The sequence below is a fragment of the Streptomyces agglomeratus genome (genome assembly GCF_001746415.1).
Classification (GTDB): Bacteria; Actinomycetota; Actinomycetes; order Streptomycetales; family Streptomycetaceae; genus Streptomyces; species Streptomyces agglomeratus.
This window is the reverse complement of sequence record NZ_MEHJ01000001.1, coordinates 7,852,545-7,874,386: the sequence shown is the minus strand read 5'-3', so window position 1 is coordinate 7,874,386 and position 21,842 is coordinate 7,852,545. Positions and strand designations below refer to the sequence as shown.

At 67.5% G+C, this 21,842-nt stretch carries 13 protein-coding genes and 6 pseudogenes; 9 read left to right on the top strand and 10 right to left on the bottom strand.

The annotated features are described in order from the left end of the window. The first annotated feature begins 248 nt into the window (after nt 1–248). Both AS594_RS34610 and AS594_RS34605 read left to right on the top strand, forming a co-directional pair. Nucleotides 249–3,254, top strand: a complete 3,006-nt coding sequence (locus AS594_RS34610; RefSeq protein ID WP_069774694.1) for an NACHT domain-containing protein — start codon at nt 249–251, stop codon at nt 3,252–3,254. A gap of 9 nt (nt 3,255–3,263) precedes the next feature. Next, nucleotides 3,264–3,965, top strand: a complete 702-nt coding sequence (locus AS594_RS34605) for an IS5/IS1182 family transposase (protein ID WP_069774617.1) — start codon at nt 3,264–3,266, stop codon at nt 3,963–3,965. Nucleotides 3,966–4,086: 121 nt separating this feature from the next. Here the strand turns inward: AS594_RS34605 and AS594_RS46625 are convergent. Then, nucleotides 4,087–4,280 (bottom strand): annotated as a pseudogene (locus AS594_RS46625) (IS110 family transposase); the annotation flags it as partial. A gap of 338 nt (nt 4,281–4,618) precedes the next feature. Here AS594_RS46625 and AS594_RS34595 point away from each other — a divergent pair. Both AS594_RS34595 and AS594_RS48070 read left to right on the top strand, forming a co-directional pair. Next, nucleotides 4,619–5,856 (top strand): IS3 family transposase gene (locus AS594_RS34595; RefSeq protein ID WP_240509316.1). Its coding sequence is split into 2 segments (ribosomal slippage): nt 4,619–4,942 and nt 4,945–5,856, totalling 1,236 coding nucleotides; the frame shifts between segments, so codons are not numbered across the junction. Nucleotides 5,857–6,289: 433 nt separating this feature from the next. Further along, nucleotides 6,290–7,374, top strand: a protein-coding gene (locus AS594_RS48070) for an IS630 family transposase (RefSeq protein WP_420877872.1) whose coding sequence is annotated in 2 segments (ribosomal slippage) — nt 6,290–6,730 and nt 6,733–7,374 — 1,083 coding nt in all. Because the reading frame shifts where the segments join, the coding sequence is not laid out codon by codon here. 41 nt (nt 7,375–7,415) lie between these two features. Here the strand turns inward: AS594_RS48070 and AS594_RS34580 are convergent. After that, nucleotides 7,416–8,108, bottom strand: coding sequence for a hypothetical protein (locus tag AS594_RS34580; RefSeq protein WP_069774704.1), 693 nt, complete (start codon nt 8,106–8,108; stop codon nt 7,416–7,418). Between the two features lie 11 nt (nt 8,109–8,119). Further along, nucleotides 8,120–10,201: a pre-toxin TG domain-containing protein gene (locus tag AS594_RS34575; protein ID WP_240509168.1), complete on the bottom strand. Its 2,082-nt coding sequence runs from the start codon at nt 10,199–10,201 to the stop codon at nt 8,120–8,122. Nucleotides 10,202–10,821: 620 nt separating this feature from the next. Here AS594_RS34575 and AS594_RS34570 point away from each other — a divergent pair. Continuing rightward, nucleotides 10,822–12,025, top strand: a pseudogene (locus AS594_RS34570) (IS256 family transposase). 125 nt (nt 12,026–12,150) lie between these two features. Continuing rightward, a complete protein-coding gene (locus AS594_RS34565; RefSeq protein ID WP_069774286.1) occupies nt 12,151–12,573 on the top strand; it encodes a DUF6924 domain-containing protein in 423 nt (140 codons plus the stop codon). Nucleotides 12,574–12,603: 30 nt separating this feature from the next. On the opposite strand, the pseudogene AS594_RS43335 reads toward AS594_RS34565, so the two are convergent. The 4 genes and pseudogenes from AS594_RS43335 to AS594_RS34550 all read right to left on the bottom strand — a co-directional run. Further along, nucleotides 12,604–12,723, bottom strand: a pseudogene (locus AS594_RS43335) (IS5 family transposase); the annotation flags it as partial. Between the two features lie 389 nt (nt 12,724–13,112). Further along, the gene (locus AS594_RS34560; protein ID WP_069935732.1) at nt 13,113–13,631 is read right to left on the bottom strand and encodes a pentapeptide repeat-containing protein; all 519 of its coding nucleotides are present in this window, start codon (nt 13,629–13,631) and stop codon (nt 13,113–13,115) included. A 904-nt stretch (nt 13,632–14,535) separates the two neighbouring features. After that, the gene (locus AS594_RS34555; protein ID WP_167368087.1) at nt 14,536–15,381 is read right to left on the bottom strand and encodes an alpha/beta fold hydrolase; all 846 of its coding nucleotides are present in this window, start codon (nt 15,379–15,381) and stop codon (nt 14,536–14,538) included. Nucleotides 15,382–15,716: 335 nt separating this feature from the next. Then, nucleotides 15,717–16,589, bottom strand: a pseudogene (locus AS594_RS34550) (IS110 family RNA-guided transposase); the annotation flags it as partial. 361 nt (nt 16,590–16,950) lie between these two features. Here AS594_RS34550 and AS594_RS34545 point away from each other — a divergent pair. The 3 genes and pseudogenes from AS594_RS34545 (at nt 16,951) to AS594_RS34540 (ending at nt 18,249) form a co-directional block, all read left to right on the top strand. After that, nucleotides 16,951–17,478, top strand: a complete 528-nt coding sequence (locus tag AS594_RS34545; RefSeq protein ID WP_240509167.1) for a hypothetical protein — start codon at nt 16,951–16,953, stop codon at nt 17,476–17,478. Next, nucleotides 17,475–17,687: pseudogene (locus AS594_RS46620) on the top strand (peptidase inhibitor family I36 protein); the annotation flags it as partial. The gene AS594_RS34545 and the pseudogene AS594_RS46620, both read left to right, overlap by 4 nt. Nucleotides 17,688–17,778: 91 nt before the next feature. After that, nucleotides 17,779–18,249, top strand: a complete 471-nt coding sequence (locus AS594_RS34540; RefSeq protein ID WP_069774710.1) for a helicase associated domain-containing protein — start codon at nt 17,779–17,781, stop codon at nt 18,247–18,249. A gap of 322 nt (nt 18,250–18,571) precedes the next feature. Here AS594_RS34540 and AS594_RS46615 read toward each other — a convergent pair whose 3' ends face one another. The 3 genes and pseudogenes from AS594_RS46615 to AS594_RS34530 form a co-directional block, all read right to left on the bottom strand. Beyond that, on the bottom strand, nt 18,572–19,009 hold the full coding sequence (locus AS594_RS46615) for an MFS transporter (RefSeq protein WP_420877870.1): 438 nt from the start codon (nt 19,007–19,009) through the stop codon (nt 18,572–18,574). 35 nt (nt 19,010–19,044) lie between these two features. Continuing rightward, nucleotides 19,045–20,370 carry an IS630 family transposase gene (locus tag AS594_RS34535; protein ID WP_079148804.1) on the bottom strand — a complete coding sequence of 442 codons (1,326 nt, stop codon included), beginning with the start codon at nt 20,368–20,370 and terminating at the stop codon, nt 19,045–19,047. Between the two features lie 184 nt (nt 20,371–20,554). After that, nucleotides 20,555–21,788: pseudogene (locus AS594_RS34530) on the bottom strand (IS701 family transposase). Nucleotides 21,789–21,842 lie beyond the last annotated feature (54 nt).

Below are 21,842 nucleotides of genomic sequence, written 5' to 3'. Positions count from 1 at the left end.
GCCGACGAAGACGCCATCGGCGCGGTGATCGACGGCCTCCAGCAGTGACGGGCCACCCTCCGGCATCACGCCGGTGTGGCGCACCCCAGGGGATGCGGGGGTCGATGCGCGGATGTACGCGGACATCCCGCCCCGGCACCACGGACTTACCGCGACCGTTTACCTTCTCAGAGCGGCCCTAACTCCCTACGATCTAAGCACCTTTACGTGTGGGGGCGCGTCCCCCTGGTGTCGGCTCGGGGGGCCTGATGGATCCGGCCAGTATTGGTACGACCGCCCGCATCGCGTCGTCGGTGGCGCGACCGATCATCGCGCGACTGTTCGCCAAGGAGAGCCAGGGCGCGGGACTTGTCGACAAACCGGTGCGGGTGTCGCGGCTGGTGAGCTGGGGCGAGAAGCGCAGCCTGAACGCGCTCGACATGTGGAAGATCGCCCGGGAACTGGTGAAGGTGGCCGTCGAGGCGAACCCGCACGAACCACCTGTGGCGTCCGATGAACGCGAAGCCCTAGCGGATGCCCTGGCCGCGACGCTAAGCGCGCTCGGCGAACTGGACATGGACGACGTCCAGGCAGTTCGGCTGGGCCACGTGGGGCTGGCACGCCGTTTGACCGCCGCACGTCCGGACGCCACCCGCCACCTGTCTGCCGACGCAGCCGTCCTCCACGACGGTTTGCTCGACCTGAGCTGTCTGCACATCTTGCACTTCTTCGCGCAGCGGTCGACGTTCGTCGCCAACGCCCAGGTTGCCCAGACTCGCATGCTCGACGAAACACTGCGTCTTCTGGACGCCCTGGTGGACCGGATTCCGCGGCCCGGCAGCGCGGACGAGGAGTTCGAGATCCGCTATCTGGCACACATCGAACGCAAGTATGGCAAACTCAACATCTTCGGGCTAGACCTGAGCGATCCAGGCCGGGCCCGCTGGCCGATGGACACCGCGTACCTCAACTTGGAACTGGCCTCGCAGCGCGACGGCGGCTCGCCGTCCGCCAACCGCCGGCGGGTCGAGGAAGCCCTCTCCGGCTGCAACCGGGCGCTGCTGCGCGGCCTCGCGGGTTCAGGCAAGACGACCCTGATGCAGTGGCTGGCCGTCTCCGCCGCGCAGAACTCCTTCCCCGACGAGCTGGCGAGCCTGCGCGGCCGCGTACCGTTCATGCTCCCGCTGCGCGCGCTCGCCCAGGACCCAGGGCTGCCACGCCCCGAGCAGTTCCTCGGCGCGACTGGGAACATCCTGCACGCATTACAGCCCGAGCACTGGGCCGACCGTGTGCTGAGCAGCGGCCGCGGCATGGTGCTCATCGACGGCGTCGACGAGGTCTCCGAGAGTGAACGTCCGGTCGTGCGGCGCTGGGTGCTCGATCTCGCTGACCTCTATCCGCGGACCTTTTTCCTCGTCACCTCCCGGCCGTCCGCTGTGAACGCCCTGTGGCTGGCGGAGGTCGATTTCGCCGAGTTCAACCTGCTCCCCATGAACCGCCACGACGTCGACCAGTTCGTCCAGAGGTGGCACAACGCCGTCCTGACCACCATCGACGAACCCGAGGAACGGCAGGCAGTCGAACGATGCCGCGACGCGCTGCTGACCACTCTCAGGCAGAAGCACGACCTGTACCGGCTGGCCACCATCCCCCTGATGTGCGCGCTCATCTGCGCCCTTCACCGCGACCGGCTCACCCATCTCCCCGACCGCCGCATGGAGCTGTATGCCGCCGCGCTCACCATGCTGCTCGTGCGCCGCGACAAGGAGCGTGAGATTCCCGTACCGGACGGTCTCGTCCCCACGGAGGAGGCACAAGTCCAGTTGCTCCAGCGGATCGCGTACTGGCTGATCCGCAACGGACGATCCGAGGCGGCTCAGACCACCGCGGTGCGCATCATCCGCGAGAAGCTCCCGGCCATGCCCCACATGGCGCCGCCCAACCGCGCCGAGGACGTTTTCCGCTACCTGCTCTTGCGCAGCGGACTGCTGCGGGAGCCGTCCGTCGGCATGGTGGACTTCATCCACCGCACATTCCAGGACTACCTCGGGGCCAAAGCCGCTGTCGAGGCCGAGGACCTCGACCTGCTCGCTGAGTCCGGCCGCGACGACCAGTGGGAGGATGTGATCCGGCTCGCCATCGGCCACGCGCGGGACGGTGAACGAGCATATCTCCTGCGTAAACTAGTCGAGCTGGGTGACCAGAGCGCCGACCCGCAACTACGCCGCCGCTACCACCTGCTCGCCGCCGCCGCTCTCGAACACGCCACGACCCTCGACCCGGCCGCCCGCGCCGCAGTGGCCCGTAGAGCATCCGCCCTGATCCCCCCTGACACCCCAGCGGATGCGGAACAGCTTGCCACCGCCGGGGCCATCGTCCTCGACCTGCTGCCCGGCCCTGAGACGTTGATGCCGCAACAGGCCCGGGCGACGGTGATGACCATCGCTCGGATCGGTGGGGATGCGGCGCTGGAGCAACTGGCCCGTTTCAAGCGCGTTGCCGACCCCGAAGTGCGGCAGGAAGTCGCCCTGTCCTGGCCATACTTCGACGCACGCTCCTTCGCCGAGGAGGTCCTAAACGGGTTACCGATGGACGACCTCACGCTGCACCTGTCCGGGCCAGAACAGATCGCCTGCCTCGATGCGCTCGACCGGGTACCGCACCTCTCCCTGAGGGGACAAATCCTAACGGCCGACCTCGTCGACGCTCTCTCCCCGTTGAAGGTCCACTCCCTGTCGATTGTGCCCTCCAGCGCGGTGTCATTCACACTGCCCTCACTGACGCCGCTGCGCGGCCTGCGCCGACTCTCCGTCGAATCCTGCGACGTCATCACAGCCCTGGCCCCGCTCGGCGAGAGCCCGGCCAAGGAGCTCGCACTGCACCGACTACCGAACGTCGTGAACCTCACCTTCCTGGCGAGGGCGGCGAACCTGAGGTCGCTGACTCTGTCTTCCTCGCACGGCATCCCACTCCCCGAGGTGCCGCTGCGCCAGGTCACCTCCCTCGACCTGGACGGCGTTCTGACGGGCGAGCAGGTCCCGGATTTCGCCGAGGTTTTCCCCTCCCTCACCTCCCTGACCCTCCGCTTGACCTGCCAGAGCTACCAGGCGCCCGTCGACCTGTCCCCACTGCGGAACGTGCTGCAAGGACAGGTGAACGTCACGCTCGTGGACGCCGGCAAGGTCCACGGACTGAACGCCCTTCCCGCCGACCGGGTCTCCGTACGGCACGATGGGCGGCCCAGAACTGGCCTCCTGCGGCGCTTTCGTGGATAGAGAGCCGACCTGCTCGGACCGCTATCGGTCACCCGTGAGGGCGACCGGCGCTGCAAGCTCCGTCCGTCCCAGCGCGCGATGGTGGCACTGGTGTACCTACGCGAACACACCACTCTCGCGAAGATCGCCGCCGGGTTCGGGATCAGCGAGTCCACCGCCCACGCCTACACCAGCGCGGTCGTCGACCTGCTCGCCGAACGTGCACCGGGTCTGCTGAAGACGCTGCGCGAGCACGAACCCGACTGCATCCTGCTCGACGGCACCCTCGCCGAGTGCGACCGGGTCGGCGACGGCCGGGCCGACTACTCCCACAAACACCGGCGCCACGGTGTGAACGTGCAGGTTGTCACCGACCCCGGCGGCCGGCTGCTGTGGCTCTCGCCCGCCCTGCCGGGCCGCACCCATGACCTGACCGCCGCCCGCACCCACCGCATCATCCGGATTTGCGAGCGCCAGGGCGTTCCCATCCTGGCCGATCTCGCCTACCAGGGCGCCGGCCCGTGGCTGACCACGGGCATCAAGCGCAGGCCCCTGCGGGAACTCACCCCCACCGAAAAGTCCCGCAATCAGGCACTGGCCGCAACGCTAGCACCTGTCGAACGCGGCGTCGCGAGGCTGAAGTCCTGGCGCATCTTCCGCCGGTCCCGATGCAGCCCCAACCGCATGACGTCAATCGCCAAGGCCATCCTCACGCTGGAGCGGCAACGCTGAAGAAGCTCACTGATTCGCAATAGGGTTGCCAAGCCGGACTGGTAACGCACTGTGAGCGTGTCAGCCGAGTGGGATGGGGCCCCGGTGGCGCGGTGACTCGAAGTTGCGACCGTCGCGTATTGAGGGCCCACAAGACGTTCAGGCGACGGCGCGCGAGCGCGATGATGACCTGCTTGTGGTCCTTCCCCTCGGCTTTCTTGCGTTCGTAGGCGCTTTCGAGGTGGGGCGGCATCGGGCGGCGACCATCGCGCCCATGTAGAAGGCTCTCAGCAGGCGCCGGCAGTGGCGTCGTGGGCGGCGCATGATTCCGCTGATTCATCGACGAGCTCCGCCGCGAACCGCTCCCCGCCACCGGTGACACCGCCGAGACCGAGGATGACGGCGGCGCTCTCAAGCGGGCACTCGCCGACACAGGGCGGCACCCCGCTGACACGAACCCGGCACGCGCCTGGTCGACGAGATGGTCGCCGCCGGCGGGCGGCTGGGACAGATCATGCTCGAACTCGCCCCGCCGTACCTCTCCGAGCAGGAAGCCGTCGACACCATCCTTGCCCGGTGCCAACGACATCGGCAGCGACGCCCGGGGCCTCCCCTGAGTGGTGGACACGCTGATACTGGATCTGCTCGATCCGGAGGAAGCGAGAAGACCGCCGATGGCGATGAAGGACTATTCGGACGAGTTCAAGGCCGATGCCGTGGCCCTGTACGAGTCCACACCCGGGGCGACATACAAGAGCATCGCCGCTGACCTGGGCGTCAACCGGGCGACCCTGCGTGAGTGGGTGCTGCGGGACCGCGAACGCCGTGGCATCACCGCCGCGGCTGCGAAGCCGGGCGCCCAGCCTCGGGAGGCGGTGCCGTCCGCTGATCCGGACGAGCGGGTGCGGCAGTTGGAGGCCCGGGTGGCCGAGCTCGAGGCAAGTGAGCGCAAGCTCGCCACCGAGCGGGACATCCTCCGCAAGGCGGCCAAGTATTTCGCCGGAGAGACGAACTGGTGAGGAGCCGCTTCCAGTTCGTTGACGACCATCGCAACACCTACGAGGTGAAGCGGCTCTGCCAGGTCCTGGACGTGAACCGGTCCGGCTACTACAAATGGCTCGCCGGCGCCGAGGCCCGGGCCACCCGGCAGCGGGAGGACCGGGTCCTGGCCGAGGAGATCCGCGAGGTCCACGGCGAGTCCGGCGGCGCCTACGGCTCTCCGCGCGTGACCGCCGAGCTCCGCGAGAAAGGGCGGCGGGTCAACGAAAAGCGCGTCGCCCGGATCATGCGGACGTTCTCCATCACCGGAATCCGCTTGCGCAGACGCGTGCGCACCACCGTCCCGGACCCGGCCACCTCACCGGTCCCGGACCTGTTCCAGCGGGACTTCACCGCCACCGAACCCGGCCTGAAATACATGGGCGACATCACCTATCTCCCCCTGAAAAACGGGGAGTTCCTCTATCTCGCGACCGTGCTGGACTGCTTCAGCCGCAAGGTCGTCGGCTGGTCCATCGCCGACCACATGCGCACCGGCCTGGTCGCCGACGCACTGCGGATGGCGGCCTCGACCCGAGGCGGCCTGGACGGTGCCGTGTTCCACTCCGACCACGGGGCCCAATACGGCTCCCGGGCCTTCGCCGGCCTCTGCGACCAGTTCGGAGTGACCCGATCGATGGGCGCGGTCGGCACCAGCGCCGACAACGCGGCCTGCGAAAGCTTCCACGCCTCCCTGAAACGCGAGACCCTCCAGGGCACCCACGACTACGGTGACGCCCGCACCTGCCGCAGGACCGTCTTTGCCTGGCTGACCCGCTACAACACCCGCCGCCGGCACTCCGCCAACGGCCACCTCAGCCCCAACGAATACGAACGCCGACACCACACCGCTAAACTCACGCTCGCCGCGTGATCAATAACCGCGTGCCCACCTTCACGGGGAAGGCCCCCCAGACCATCCTGGCTGTACGCCGCTACGCCCTCACCGGCGACCGCCGCGCCCTGGAAGGCACCTGCCTCTGACCACTTTTAACACGTCGATTGGGACGCCAGCTTCCGCGTGCCGTTGCCCATAGGGGCGCAGCCACGGCTGGCGCGAGGCCAGACGGGTGCTGACGTTCGGAGGCACCGGGTGTCACTGCTTTGACGGCAGGCTTGCGGCCCTGCGGGGCAACAGGCATTCGACCGGCGCCCTCGGGCGTCAACCCAGGTAACGCCGGCCTTCGAATGCGAGGGGGTCTCGAAGGCCGGCGTCAGGGGTGAGCCGGGTCAGTCGCGGCTACTGACCTTGAAGTCGTCTTGTCGTGGGGGCTGACGGTTGGTGATCGTCGCGGTATGCCGGAGGTATGAGGTATCCGCAGGGTGGGGGTCTGACCGCGGAGAGGCAAGCGTTCCGTGAGCGGGTCCGGATGGAAGCGGTCGGGATGTTCGCTGATGGGCGGGGCAGTACGGAGATCGCGAAGGAGTTACGGGTCAGCGTCCGGTCGGTCCAGCGGTGGCGCCGGGCCTGGCAGGAGGCGGGCCAGGACGGGGTTCGTTCCCGTGGTCCGGCGTCCCGGCCGAAGCTCAGCGATCCGCTGTTCGCCGTGCTCGAGGAGGAGTTGGACAAAGGCCCGGTCGCTCACGGGTGGCCTGATCAGCGGTGGACGCTGGCCAGGATCAAGACCCTGATCGGCCGGCGGTTCCACAAGTCCATGACGCTGTCGGGGATCTCCCAGATGCTGCGGCGACATGGCTGGAGCCACCAGGTACCAGCACGTCGGGCCATCGAGCGCGACGAGGAGGCCGTGTCCGGCTGGGTCAAGGACGTGTGGCCGCACGTGGAACCACTGCGGCGGCGCTCGGGGCCTGGCTCGTCTTCGAGGACGAAGCCGGATTCTCGATGACGCCGCCGACCTCCCGCACCTGGGGCCGGCGCGGAACCACTCCAGTCATCCGGGTCCGCGGCCGTTCCCAACGCCGCTTCTCCATCGCGGCCCTGTGCTGCTACAAACCGGGCGAGCGCTCCCGCCTCATCTACCGGCCCAAACGGCATACCGACCATAAGAGCGGCGGCCGCAAGAGCTTCTCCTGGACCGAGTACCGCGACCTCCTCATAGCCGCCCACCAACAACTCGGCGGACCGATCGTCCTCATCTGGGACAACCTCAACGTTCACAAAGACCGTCGCATGCGGGCCTTCATCGACGCCCACGATTGGATCACCGCCTACCACCTACCGCCCTACGCACCCGACCTCAACCCCGTCGAAGGCATCTGGTCCATCCTCCGCCGAACAAGCCAGGCCAACACCACCTTCACCCACCCTGACCACCTCATCGGCCGGCTCCGACACGGCCTCCGCCAGATCCAATACCGCAGCGACATCATCGACGGATGTCTCACCGCGACCGGACTCACACTGACGACACCACGCCTACAACCTCAGTAACGCCTCCCGGTCCTCGTGTCAGTCGTGCGGCTGGGGCAGGGTCATGGGCGGGCGTGCGGCTCGTCCACGAGGTAACGGATCGCACTGACCACGTACGGCCCGTGCCCGAACGCTGCACTGAGGCGTTCCAGGCGCTCGTACGTCTCCGGAGACAGACGGGACCAGTACTGCCCGGCCGCCTGTAGCAGGAAGCGGAACGCCAGCTCGGAGCAGACCGTCTCGGCGCACCGAACGAGCGCTTCGCGTGTCCGGGGCAGGGGACTGTGGCCCTCGGCCCGCTGGCCGAGCCGGCCGATCAGCTCCACCACCTCGGCCGTCAGCCCTCTGTGCTCAACCACCACCGGGTGGGTAGCACCCGGTCCGCAACGGAGGTATGTGGTGCAGGAGGCCTCGGACGCGCCGCGCGCCCGCGCGAGCGGTACCACCACGGACAGCAGTCGGTCCAGCCAGGCGCGTTCGGCCCCCCGAATCTCCGGCGCTCCACCGAGCGGCGGGTCCGTGGCGTGCCACAAGAGCCCCAGTTCGTCACCGGAGAGATCGGAGTCCCGCAGCCGCAAGAGGTCCTCGACCAGTAGGACGAGTCCTCCCGGGTCTCCTTCCGGACCCAGGTAGTTGGTCACGTGGTCCAGCTCGTGCTCCACGTCAAGGCACCAGTCCCCGTGGAAGGAGGAGCCGAGTGCGGTGACTCCGAAGTCGAAGTCGGTATCGTCCCGATGTGTCGCCGGATCGTGCATCCCTCGACTCCTTACGGCAGCGGGTAGGCGGTATGGACGTAGAACCCGCCGGGTTTGTGGCCACGCTTGGCGACCAGGGTCACGGTGAAACGGTTGCTCGTCGTCGCAGTGTGGTTGCCGAGGTGGTCCACGCTGTCACCCAGCGACCCGGTGCCGTATGTACCGGTGAGGGTGAGTTGCTGCTTTCCACTGGGCTTACCGGCATTCGCGACCCACTTCCTGATTTCTGCATCCTTCTCGGCGACGAGCTGGTTGACGGCCTTCTGGGCGAGCTCGGCGCTCGACCAGCGGGAGTTAGGGGTAGGCCGGCCCCTCTTGCGGGTCTTCTTAATGGCCAGGTCTTTCATCTGCTGCTGGTTTACGTTGACATGCTCGTCCAGCGTGTGCGCGACGCCCGGGAACATCCGCTCGGCGCGGGCCAGGTCGGTGCAGTTGTGGACGAGGATATCCTCGGTGCCGACCTGGACGTAGTAGCTGTCGATTCCGCTGACGTCGAGGTCGTACGTGTCCTGTCGTTCGTCGGAGCGATCGGTGGCGGCGACCGTCACCGGGCCGCCCTCGGGGGTCCGCAGGCGGTCCCCGGGCCGCAGCTCGCCGGCCGGGACCCAGCTGGCGCGCTCGGGCAGCCAGTACCGATGGTTCTCGGTGGAGGTGACAGTGCCCTGTCGGCGGGAGTCTTCCTGGTCGGCGGCCACGGTCAGGCGGACGAACGCCTTGGTCGTGTAGGAGGAGGTGAACGGCACCGACTGAACCGGCCGCGGCCGTGTCAGCTCCCCATCGCCGCCCGGGTCGGTGGCGAGGACGAGGTCACCGGCGCGCACATCCTCGATGGGCTTGTGCGAGCCGTTCGCCATCAGCACCGGCGTACCGGCCGGGAAGCTGTTGCACTCGAACACCACGTCGCCCTTGCGCGCGCCCCTGATGTCGTCCGGGATGAGCTTGCCGCCCAGCTTGAGCCAGCGCAGTACGGCCAGGGAGCCGAGGCCCCGGTCGAAGCCGCTGACGTGCTCGCCAGTCACCAGGTCCTTACCGGTGACGGCCTCGACGATGCCCTTGCCGTCCCCGACGCCCGGCAACATGCCGAGCAGGATCGACATGCGGCGCTGCTGCTCGGCACTGTCCAGGCTGGAGGAGTTGTCGCTCCAGGTCTTGCCCAGGTCGGAGAAGTCGAACTCGAAGGCGGGCACTTCGTGAAGTCCCTCGGCGGCCTTCGTGATGGCGGGGACGGCCTTGTTCATGTCGTCGACGCCCTTGTTGGCTTCGCCGATGCCTTCGTTGAGCTGCCCCATGCCCTTGTTGGCCTCGCCGATGCCTTCGTTGAGCTGCCCCATGCCTTTGTTGGCCTTGGCGATGGACTTGTTCATGTCGTCGAGCGAGCCGTTGATGTCGTCGAGGGCGTCGTTCATCCCGTTCAGCCCGCGGTTCATCTGCGCGAAGCCGGCGTTCATCTGGTCGAAGGCCTTGCTGATGCCCTCGAGGCTGCCCTTGACGCTGTTGACGGCCTTCTGGAACTTCGGGTCACCGACGATCTTCGCCAGCATCAGGATCAGCTGGATCAGCATCAGTGTCAGCTGGATCATGACCAGGATGGTCTCGATCGTCTCCAGGACGTCCCGGATCAGCTTGTCGATGTCACTCTGGGCGCCGGCGGCGACCGCGCGGATCTGGCCCTCGACCTGCTTGCGGTACTCCGGGTCCGCGATGGTGCTCGGGTCCTGCTTGAATGCCTCCTTCAGCTTCTGCAGCCCGGTGACCTCCTTCTTCACCGTGCCGAAGTGGCTGACGGTGTCCTTGTGGAGGTAGTGGATGCCGTACGCGAACATGCCGAGGCCCGCGCCGACTTTGACGGTCTTACCGGCGAAGTCCCGGTAGCAGGCGGGCTTCTCCAGGAGCGGCAGCTTGCCGCAGCCGGAGAGGGCGGCGGTGCCCTTGGCGATAGAGGCGATCCGGTCGGTGTCGAGCCCGGCCTCCGCGCGGACGAGCTCCTTCTCCGCGGCGACGACCTTGATGCTCTGTGCGGCGAGCGCGCTCTCCTTACCCATGCCGAGCGTCACGAAGAGGCTGAACAGGAGAAGGAGAGAAACGGCCCGCAATCTCGAATGCTGATACATATACGTCCCGTGCCTGAGGGCGCGGCGCCACCGGATGGTCGGTCCGGCGCGGCCTGCACCCTGCATTCCCCCGGGAGGACGCGCCGCAGACACGGCGACCCCCCGATTACCGATGAGTAGCTTACGGCCTCCCCGGCACCACCTGATCACCAAGACGCGGACGCCCTGGACTTCTCCCGGGCTGCCGTCGACGGCTCCCACATCCCGCGCTGATCATCGATTACACGGGCTTCCTCAAGGACGGCGACGCGTCGGCCTGTATGTCGCGGCAGTACACCGGCACTCAAGACCGCGTCGTATGTGGTGAGTCGAACGAGCCGCCCCCTTTTAGCGCGGACGTGGCGGAGTCGAGGACACTCCGTGAGACGTCTCCCCATGCCCTGGGCGGGAGCTGTCCGGTGGGAGCAAGGATCACGAGGCGTGGCTTATGCGCCCATCCAGGGCGTTTGCCGCGTTCGCCGAGTTCGGGAGTGTCTAATCAACGGCGGATCTGCTGGATCAAGGAGATGCGTCTGATGACGGAGACCGCCGTGGAGAACGAGCAGGCCGGGCAGGTGGTTCAGGCACCGTCGAGTGCGGTGTCGGACGAGCAGCTCGTTGCGATGCTCGTTGACCGTGCCCGCAACGAGGGTTTGCAACTGACCGGGGAGGGCGGGCTGTTGCAGCAGCTGACCAAGCGGGTGCTGGAGTCCGCCCTGGAGGGCGAGATCACCGATCACGTCGGCTACGAGAAGCACGATCCGGCCGGGAAGAACAACGGCAACAGCCGCAACGGGACCCGGGCGAAGACCGTGCTGACCGATGTCGGCCCGGTGGAGGTGAGGGTGCCGCGCGATACCGCCGGCAGCTTCGAGCCGCAGATCGTCAAGAAGCGGCAGCGGCGTCTGACCGGCGTCGACGAGATGGTGCTCTCCTTGTCCGCGAAGGGCCTCACTCACGGGGAGATCTCCGCTCATCTCGCCGAGGTCTACGGAGCGGAGGGTCCAAACAGACCATCTCCACCATCACCGACAAGGTCATGGACGGCATGGCCGAATGGCAGAACCGGCCCTCGACCGCGTCTACCCCGTCCTGTTCGTGGACGCCATCAACGTGAAGATCAGGGACGGGAAGGTCGCGAACCGTCCGATCTACGTGGTGATGGCGGTGACCGTGGACGGCACCCGCGACATCCTCGGCATCTGGGCCGGCGACGGCGGCGAGGGCGCCAAGTACTGGCTGCACGTGTTCACCGAGCTGAAGAACCGCGGCCTGGACGACGTGCTCATGCTCGTCTGCGACGGGCTCAAGGGCCTTCCCGAGGCTGTGGAAACCGTCTGGCCTCGCACGATTGTCCAGACGTGCGTGGTTCACCTGCTGCGCAATTCGTTCCGTTACGCCGCCCGCCAGGACTGGGACAAGGTCGCCAAGGCACTCAAGCCCGTCTACACCGCACCCAGCGAGGACGCGGCGACGGAGCGGTTCCTGGAGTTCCAGGAGTCCTGGGGAGGGAAGTATCCGGCGATCGTGAAGCTGTGGTCGGACGCCTGGGCCGAGTTCGTGCCCTTCCTCTCCTTCGACGTCGAGATACGCAAGGTCATCTGCAGCACGAACGCGATCGAGAGCGTCAACGCCCGCATCCGCAGGGCCGTCCGCGCCCGCGGGCACTTCCCCAACGAAGCCGCCGCTCTGAAGTGCATCTACATGGCGCTGATGAGCCTGGACCCGACCGGCAAGGGCCGCAAGCGGTGGACCATGCGCTGGAAGGCGCCCCTGAACGCCTTCCAGATCGCCTTCGAAGGCCGCCTCACCCCGAGCAACAACTGACCTTCAACAACCAAGATCAGCCGTTAAGTTGACACACCCGTTTGATATCGCCGGGTTGTTTGCGGAGTTCGGCAGGCGCGGTGGGTGTGACGGTCGATGTCAGCGTTGGGTGAGAGGATCACAGGATGCCTCTGCCTCAGCCTGATGATCTGACCTCGCTGGTACTGCGTACCGACTTCGGTGACGACGGAGCCTGGGACGCGGTTCGAGCCGCGCTCGACGCGGCTGGCGAGTACCCCCATGCCACGTATGTCAGCGAGCTTCGCTTCGCTGGTGTGGGCGTTCAGGCATTGATGGATGAAGAGGCTGCTGCGGATGAAGACGCCCAGATCATCCACATCTTTCTGGCTGACGCGGCCACGATGAAGGATCCAGGTCACCCGCTTTTGGCCGTGGACCTCTCGGACGAGCCTGGGCGGACGTTCAGGCTCCCTGCTCAGTGGTTTCCTGATGTCTCGGCCAACCTCAGCATCGCCAACATGGACTTTGCTGAGTTCGCCGACGCCGCTGATGGATCAGGGGCCTTCCGCGGCTTTGACGAGGGCTGACTCCTTGCCGCTGAGGCCTGTCCGGGCGAGTTATGTGTTGCGCCAGTTCAGCGTGGTTTCGCGGGTGAGGCGACGGCTCATCAGGTCGATCATCGCAAGGCGGATCATGGCTTCGGACCGGTGCGGGTGGGTTTCGTAGTCGCGGGCCAAACACCCGGGGCTCTTGGATGGGTGGCCTGCCTGTGAAGGTTGAGGCTGGCGGTCGCCTTCGTGGCGTCTGTGGCGGGTGACGACGGTCGAGGGTCCGTTTGAGCCCCTTCGCTCCTGTCTGATCCCAAGGCGCCCCTACTCACGCCCGTTTGCGCCCTGTGGCCGAGGGACTGGTCCCGGTACCTCCGAAACGGGAAGGTCGCCTCCGCGAACCCGGCGTCGCCCTGGAAGGTCGCCGACCCGAACCAGGCGACGCCCTTGAAGGTCGCGCCCTTGTAGGGCGACTCGATCCCGAGGTCGCCCTGGAATTTCTCCGACCCGAACCAGGCGACGCCCTGGAAGGGCCACCACTGGAACCCGAGGTCGCCCTGGAAGGGCGTCGACTGGTACTAGGCGACGCCCTTGAAGGCTTCGCCCTTGGAGGTCGACTGGAACCAGGCGTCGCGCTGGAAGGTCGCCGAGTCGAACCAGGCGACGCCCTTGAAGGTCGACTGGAACCAGGCTTCGCCCTTGAAGGTCGCCTCCGCGAACCCGGCGTCGCGCTGGAAGGTCGCCGACTGGAACCCGGCTTCGCCCTGGAAGTTCACCGAGTCGAACCCAGCTTCGCCCTGGAAGCTCGCCGACTGGAACCGGGCACCGCCGAGGCGGGGGTGCCCGGTGGCGGGATCGCGGAGGGCTTCGAGGAGGGGTTCGGTGAAGGGGGTGCCCCGGTGGTCAATGTCGGTGCCGGGGGTCAGGCCGGCCAGGTAGGCGTCGCGGTCGGCCTCGGCCAGGTGGGCGAGGCATGCGGTGTGGCCGGGGACGTGGATGCCGCGGCAGCCGACGGGATCAGTAGCGGGGTCTGCGCCGTGTGCGCAGTACGGCCAGTCAGGCGGAGTCGGGCAGGGTTCGGGGCTCGGGTGTGCCATACCCGGAGGATGATCGAGCGCGCCCGTCGCCTCCCAGGCCGCCACACTGAAACCCTCGCTGCGGCACTGAAGGGCGTACTGAAATGAATCGTGCGCTAGTGAAGTCTTCCGTGCGGTCCGACACGAACCCGCTCTCTGAACCGGGCGGTCAAACTCACCTGGCAAACGGTCAAGATCACCTGACAGAGGACAGCGGCGGAACGTCTTTGGCGAGGCACCTCACAGCTGTCCTGTCTCAATGAACTCAGTCGCCGTCTCACGATCCTGTCGACACGTAGCCCGACCGGGCCCAGCTCGTTGAACAGGCGTGGACGACAAGAACGCAGGGGCAGTATCGATCGCGCTGGCCAAGGACCCCTTACGGGAAGAGTTTCAACGGCAGGTGATGGCAGATCCACAGCAGGCGCTGGAGACCGTGAACCGGCTCGTGCTGGGGATGCACTCCGTGTCGTTGTCGGCTATCGACGCAGCACTGAAGGCGGGCGTGGGCTGGCATGAGATCGGGCGCGCACTCGCCGCGTTGGAGAGCTCCGGCATTCTTTTGCGTCAGGCGACCGTGCTGTTCCTGGGGCTGCCTGCCGCTGATCGTGCCGCTGAGCAGGCGATGCTCGCTCAGGCTCTCGGAGAGGAGCTGCTCGAAGACGTACAGAGCGAACGTCCGACGGACGAGGACGTCGTCTGGGCGGCGGCAGTTCAGCGATTCCAGCAGAACACGAGGTTCCGATCCCGCCCTCGTAAGCCCTGTTCTCGTATAGCTACCGCCAGGTGGCGTGTAACGCTGAGTAACTACTTGGGGCTGCGGCCGCGCTGCTGGAGGGCACGAAGTCGGCATGCGCCGTTTCGACGGCCTCCGGGTCCCGGACGCGCCGCCGTCGCCGTGATCTCCGGCGGCAACCTCGACCGGCTATGCGGCGAGTGTCGCCAGCGTCTGCTCGGGTGCGGTGAGGATGGAGAAGTGGCCTTGGCCGGGATGGATGTGAAGGCGTGCGCCCGGTATCGCCGCGGCGAAGTGGCGGGCGTGCGGGAGCGGGACGGTGGTGTCGGCGTCCCCCTGGTGGATCGACGTGGGCACCGTGATCGACTCGAGGTCGAAACCCCAGGGTCGGGTCAGCACGCGCAGATCCTGCCCGACTCCCCAGCTGCCGCGCTGGAACGCTCGCAGGTAGTTGGTCAGGAAGGCCGCGCGCGCGTCCGACTGGGCGAGGGCACGCCGGTCGCTGGCGGGCATCTCGCTGGTTGCCAGGCGAAGGAACAGCCCTGGCGCCCGGCGCGCCAGCGTGGCCAAGCGGCCCAGAAACCAGCCACCGAAGGCCGGAGCGTGCCGGGCGACCTGCAAGGAGGCGCGTTGCCCGGCTGCCATCCCGCGGGTGGGCCAGGTAGGCGGGCCAAGGGGCGCGATGAGCAGCAGGCTGCGGACGCGGTCAGGCAGCTCGGACGCGCATGCGGCCGCGAACGCTCCGCCGCCCGAGACGCCGAGCAGCGCCACCGAGCCGACGCCCAACGCGTCCAGGACCACGGTGGCTTCCGCAGCCCAGTCCACGACCCGCGGCAGGCGACGGGCATCGGTGCCGCCGATGCCGGGGCGATCCGGGGCGATGAGGCGCAGTCCGAGCGCGTGAGCCGCGCCTGCGAAGCCGTGCGCGGCCAGCCGGGAGTCGGCCAACCCGTGGCAGAACAGCACCGCAGGCGCGTCCGGCTCCCCCACCACTTCGACCGCGATCACCCCGCCGTCGGCTCGACGTAGCTCCACTCTCATATCGTACGTCTCCCGTGACCTTGATCTGAGAGCTGCCTGAGCAGTTTTCCAGAGGTTCTGCCGGTAGCCGGCTGGGAGCCAGGGGCCAGTCCGGGGGCGGCGGCGGTCAGGAGCCGGAGCCTCGGGCGTTCTTCCTCCTGATCAGGGCGGATGGGCACAGACGCCACCTGACGGTAGCTATACGAGAACAGGGCCTCGTAGTTTTATCCGAGATTTCCAGATGACCAGCACCATCGACTGCGTCCGGTGAGACGGCGACTCGGTTCGTTGAGACACATCAGTTGCCATGGAACCTGGTGACCTCTTGTAGGGATTCCTAATGCCGTCTGTCAAGCCGCGAGGGCGGTCGGTGGCGTGAGCTCGTAGCACCGTCCGTCACGGAGGAGGGCCCAGAGGACGTTGACGCGGCGGCGGGCGAGGGCAAGGACGGCTTGGGTGTGGCGCTTGCCCTCGGCGCGTTTGCGGTCGTAGAACCGGCGAGATTCCTCGGACCTTCGGATGCTGAACAGCGCGGAGGTGTAGAGCACGCGCTGGAGCCGTCGGTTGTATCGCTGCGGGCGTCGCAGGTTCCCGCTGATCTTGCCGGAGTCGCGTGGGACCGGTGCGACGCCGCCGAAGCCGGCGAGGCGGTCGGGGGTGCCGAAGACGGCCATGTCGCCGCCGGTGGCGGCCAGGAACTCGGCGCCGAGGATGATGCCGAGGCCGGGCATGCTGGTGATCACTTCGAAGTGCTGGTGGTCGCGAACCCGGGCCTCGATGAGCTTGTCGAGCTCGGCGACCTGCTCGGTGAGGGCCATCACCTCCTTCGCGAGCGTGTGCACCATCTGCGCGGTCAGGTTCTCCCCGGGCAGGCTGGTGTGCTGGCGTTCGGCCGCTTCGACCGCGGTCGTGGCGAGTTGATCGGCTCGGAGGACCTTGCGGTTTCGCAGCCAGGTCTCCAGGCGCTTGGCGCCGAGCCGGCGGATGGCCGCAGGGGTCTGGTAGCCGGTCAGCAGCGTCAGCGGGCCCTTGTTGGTGAGGTCCAGGAGCCGTTCCAGGCCGGGAAAGATCCCGGTGAGCTGGGCCCTCAGCCGGTTGACGGTGCGGGTGCGGTCGGCGACGAGGTCCATGCGGCGGCCGGTGAGGATCTTGAGGTCGGTGACCGTCTCGTCGCCGGTGCGTAAGGGGTGCAGGTCGCGGCGGATGCGGACCTGGTCGGCGATGCTAGTTGGCGGGGCCCGTTGGGGTCCGCCGCTGGTCAGCTCGTTGATTCGGATCGCTGGTTGGCGGGCTTTTCGAGCGGTAGATGGCGAGGGCCTCGACTTCGCCTCGCGGACGATCTGCCCTTCCTGCTCGGTACGGGGGTCCCGGTCGCGAACAGCCGTTTCCTTTGGATCACTGAATCGTTCGCCCGGTGTGTTGATCATGAACCGACAGGGTGCGCCTGAGTCGTTCTTGCTGGAGCGGACCCCGCCACAGGTGGTGAGCGAGGTTGCCGTCGGTGGCTCTCGGCGAGCTCGTGGAGGAACCGCCCAGGGCGGTTCATACAGGGCTGGACTGCGGGTGGGGCTCCGTCTACGGGCCGTGCCTCTGCCCGTTCCCCTGTTCCTTCCCGGCTGCCTGCTGGCGGTCTCGCTCCTGGCAGGTTGCACGGCTCCGGCGCCGCAGCCTGCGCCGGACGAGGTAATCAAGGCCGCTACCCAGCGCCTCACCGATGCCTGCCTCACCCGCCACGGCCTCACCCCGTCCAGCCCCGGTCAGAGTCCGCCGCCAGCCGCAGAACAGCAGCGCGTCGCCGCTGCTCTCTACGGCACGGGCCCGGCGGAGCTGTCCATCGCGTTGCCCACCGGCTACGTCGTACGCGCCCACACCGACGGCTGCTTGGCCGCCGCGCAGCAACGGCTCTACGGCGACCAGAGCCGCTGGTTCAGGGCCTCGGTGATCGTCAACAACCTCGAACCCGAGGCAGCACACACCCACCGCAGCCTCACCGAGGTCCGCGCCCGGCATCACGCCGACCTGGCCGACTGGCGCCGACTGCGCGCCCACGCCCTCACCACAGCTACCACCGTGCTCAACAACCCACTACAGACAGGAACCTCACGACCGTGAAACGCTTCACCACTGTTCTCGCAGCCGCCGTGATCTCCACCGGCGCCATCCTGACGGCCGCGGCCACATCCGAGGCCGCGGACTGTCGCCGCGGTTACTTCTGCGTCTGGACGCACGCGAACTTCGACGGCATGAAGATCGAGCACAGCGGCGACGACCGCTGGTGGGAGGGCAACATGTCCAACCAGGATTCCTCGTGGGTGAACCACGGCGTCTCTCAGACGCATCTCCTTGATCCAGCAGATCCGCCGTTGATTAGACACTCCCCACGAATCCGAGAGATCGCACCCGGCGTGGCCGGTGACGTGGCAGCGGTGCTTCCACCTGGTCCGGCTGCACCTGGACGCGGGCGGGACGCTGCCCACCATGGCGGGCGAAGTCGTGCGCCAGGGCGAGGATCTGGGGCGGTGGGTTCAGTCGGTGAGGCTTGGGTGGGACAAGCTCACCGGGGTGCAGCAGTGGATGTGCGAACAGGTCCTCGGGATCGAGCCCGCGACCGAGGACGAGAAGCCGAAACTGCGTACGAGCCAGGCACAGAAGTGGGCGCTGCACCTCGCCGCGGCCCGGCAGTTCTTCGAGCGCGAGGGGCACCTTTGGGTGCCGCGCAAGCACGTCGAGACGATCACCACCGGGGGCAGCGGCGAGGACCAGGAGCGGCGGGTCGTACATCTGAAGCTCGGTGCGTGGGTTGGGAACCAACGCTCCCGCGCCGCGATGCTGACGCCCGAGCGAATCGAGCAACTGTCCCAGGTCGGGATGCGGTGGACGTGATGGGCATCGGGGCTGGGCAGGGTGATCCTGTCCGGCCCCGCTGTCGTCGAAGGGTCAGCCGAAGTCGAGCGTCTCCTGCGCCGGGGCGGTCGGGGTCGGGCGGGGCAGCGGTGCGCTCGTTCAGCTCGTCCTTCCAGCCCTTCGGTGGGGGCCACGAGACGCCCCAGGCGGCGAGCTGGTCACGCTTCCAGCCGCCGGCGGGCGTGCGGGCGGCTTCGATCTCTTCAGGCGACGGCAGTGCAGTGCAGGCATGTGGGGTGAACGAGCGGCGCGCAGCGGCCCGAACGGAGTGAATCATCGGCAGGCTGCTGTCCGGGACTGTTCATTGGCCGCGTGGTCTCTGTTCCGGGGGGACTTCTACGCCTGCCTTACGCGCCGATCGGATGTGCTGTTCGGGGGCTGCTACATGTGTCCGGTCACGTCTACCAAGGAGGCAGCTGGCCGCAGTGATGGCCGCTGCGGTTCCGGCTACGAGGAGCAGGACTCGGTGGTCCACGAGAGCAAGCAGGCCCGCTCCGGTGGCCAGGGCAATGGCATTGGGGGCAAAGAGGAGGCTGTTTGCGGTGGCCGCCACTCTGCCCAGGAGTTCGCTTGGCGTCTCGCGTTGGACGGCCGTCATAGCCGCGATCAGCACGCAGGGCAGTCCCGCGCCGATCACCGCGCTGGCAAGCAGAACTACGGGCACCGAGGGGATGACGCGCAGGGCGACACCCACCGCGAACAGCATGATTCCGGCTGCGGCGAAGACTCGTTCGGACATCCGCCGCAGCAGAGCACCGGCGAACAACCCGATGACTACGGATTGATTTTCGTGAGGTAGTCGGCGAGGGAGTTCAGGATCTCGTCGGCGGTCTTGGTCCAGGTGAAGGGCCTGGGGTTCTCGTTCCATCCCTCGATCCATGCCGTGATGTCTTGCTCGAGGGCCTTCACGGAGGTGTGCACGCCGCGGCGGATGAGCTTGTCCGTCAACAGGCCGAACCACCGCTCGACCTGGTTCATCCAGGAGGAGCCGGTGGGGGTGAAGTGGATGTGGAAGCGCGGGTGTTTTCCCAGCCACGTCTTGATCTCGGCGGTGTTGTGGGTGGCGTAATTGTCACAGACCAGGTGGACGTCGAGGCCGGCGGGCACGACCTTGTCGATCCGGGTCAGGAACTTCTTGAACTCGATGGCCCGGTGGCGGCGGTGCAGTGCTGATATGACGCTGCCGTCGGCGATGTTGAAGGCGGCGAACAGGCTGGTGATGCCGTGCCTGTAGTAGTCATGGGTGCGCCGCTCGGGCATGCCGGGCATCATCGGCAGAACCGGCTGGGACCGGTCCAGCGCCTGGATCTGGCTCTTCTCATCCACGCACAGCACCACCGCTTTTTCGGGTGGGTTGTGGTACAGGCCGACGACGTCGACGACCTTCGCGACGAACTGCGGGTCGGTGGAGAGCTTGAACGCGTCCTGGAGATGGGGCTTGATGTCGAACTTCTTCCAGATCCGCCCGATGGTGGACTTCGACAGCCCGGAGTGCTTCGCCATCGAGGCCCGCGACCAGTGGGTGTCCTTGCCCGGGGTGGACTCCAACGTCGCCGTGAGCACGTCCTCCACCTGGTCCAGCAGGATCGAGGGCGGCCTGCCGGGGCGGGGCTCGTCAATCAGCCCGTCCAGCCGCAACCGGATGAACCTTGATCGCCAGCGGTTCACCGTGCCCGGTGCGACGCCGAGTTCGGCGGCGACCTCCTTGTTGGTCCCGCCCTCCGCACACCGCAGCACGATCCTCGCCCGCAGCGCCAGGAACTGCGCGGTCGTCGCCCGCCGCACCCAGCGCGTCAGCTCCGCACGCTCAGCCTCGCTGAGTACCAGTTCCGGTTTGCGCCGACCCGGCCGAGGCTCGTCCACGAGGCCCGCCATCCGCCGGACCGCGAACCGCGAGCGCCACTTACGCACCGTCTCCGTGGACACCCCGAAGTCTGCCGCCACAGCGGTGTTGGAGCCGCCCTCGGCACAGGCCAGGATGATACGGGCCCGCTCCGCCACACGAGCCGACACCGCACCACCCGCTGCCCAACGCGCCAACTCCGCCCGCTCCTCGGCAGACAGCACGACTTCGACAGCACCAGGACCCCGAGACACCATGAAAACAGCCTACAGACTTAGTCTCGCCATTTCTGGCGCAGGACACTAGTAGTACTTCGTTAGGTCGGGCTGGAGAGGGTCTGTTGTCTTCGCCTTCGGGGTGGTAACTGGCGATGGCAGGTGGGGCATGCGCCGGTCCAGCAGAGCAACAGGTCCTGCATGGTGTGGAGGACCTGGTAGAAGGTCAGGCCGGCGCTGTTGCTTTTGGGTCCAGGCGGCGGAGGGTGCAGAAGGCGTGGGCGGCGGTGACGAGGGTGGCGTGGTGGTGCCAGCCGCGCCAGGTGCGGCCTTCGAAGTGGTCCAGTCCCAGGCCGTGCTTCATCTCGCGGTAGTCGTGCTCGATCCTCCAGCGCATCTTCGCGAGTCGGGCCAGTTGCCGCAGCGGGGTGTCGGCGGGCAGGCTGGTCAGCCAGTACTCGGTGGGCGCTTTCTCGCCGGTGGGCCACTCGCTCAGCAGTGTCGCCGTGGGCAGAACACCGTCCCAGGCGGTGGAGCCGCCAGCCCGGGCGATGGCGTGCCTGCGGGCCGCGACGCCGGCCGGACGCACCGTCTCGACTTTGAATCTTGAGCGCATCGCACCGCGCGAACCGGTGCGCCAAGTGGCCTGCCGGTATGCCTTGCGTCCGGTCCCGGTGGCCAGGTCCTTCAGGGAGGAAGCCTTGGTGCGGTAGCGGACAGCGGGTTTGCGTCCGGTTCCGCTCCAGGCGGGGGCGGTGGGGACAGCGTCGGCCGGGTGAGCGGATTCATCCGCCCGGACGGCGACGACGAAGTCCAGACCACGGTCGGCCAGAGCCTGCCGGAAGGCGTTGTTCTGGCCGTACCCGGCATCCGCGACGATCACCTTGGGTTCCAGGCCCCAGCCGATCGCCTCGTCGATCAGGTCCAGGGCCAGACGCCACTTCTCCCGGTGCCCCACCTCCTCGGGCACCCCCGCCTTGGCCCGGCGCGGTGTCGTCCTGCCACTCGGCCGGCAGGAACAGCCGCCACGAGATCGGCACGGAAGCGGTGTCGGACGCGGCGTGCAGGCTGACCGCGACCTGGCAGTTCGACTGCTTGCCCAACGCCCCGCACCACTGCCGGGCCACCCCCACCGACATCTTCCCGTCCTTGGGGAACGACACATCGTCGATCACCCACACCATCGGATCGACGACGGGAACCGTCTTGACGGCTACCGCCCGCAACACCGCCACGTGGTCCCACGGAGACTGGTTCACGAACTGCTGCAAGGCCTGCATGTCGCCGTCCGGCAGCCGCTCGGCCATCGGCTGGATCGACTTCCTGCGACCGTCCAGCATCAACCCCCGCAGGTAGCAGTCACCCTTCGCCCGCTGATCCCTCCGCGGCACCGACGCGAACACCTCAGCCACGAACTCGCCCAGCTCGCCCCGGAGTTGCTCGATCTCCCCCAGCTCCATCAGAGCAGCATGCCCAACCCGGCAGCCCGAGATCAAATCAACCTAACGAAGTAC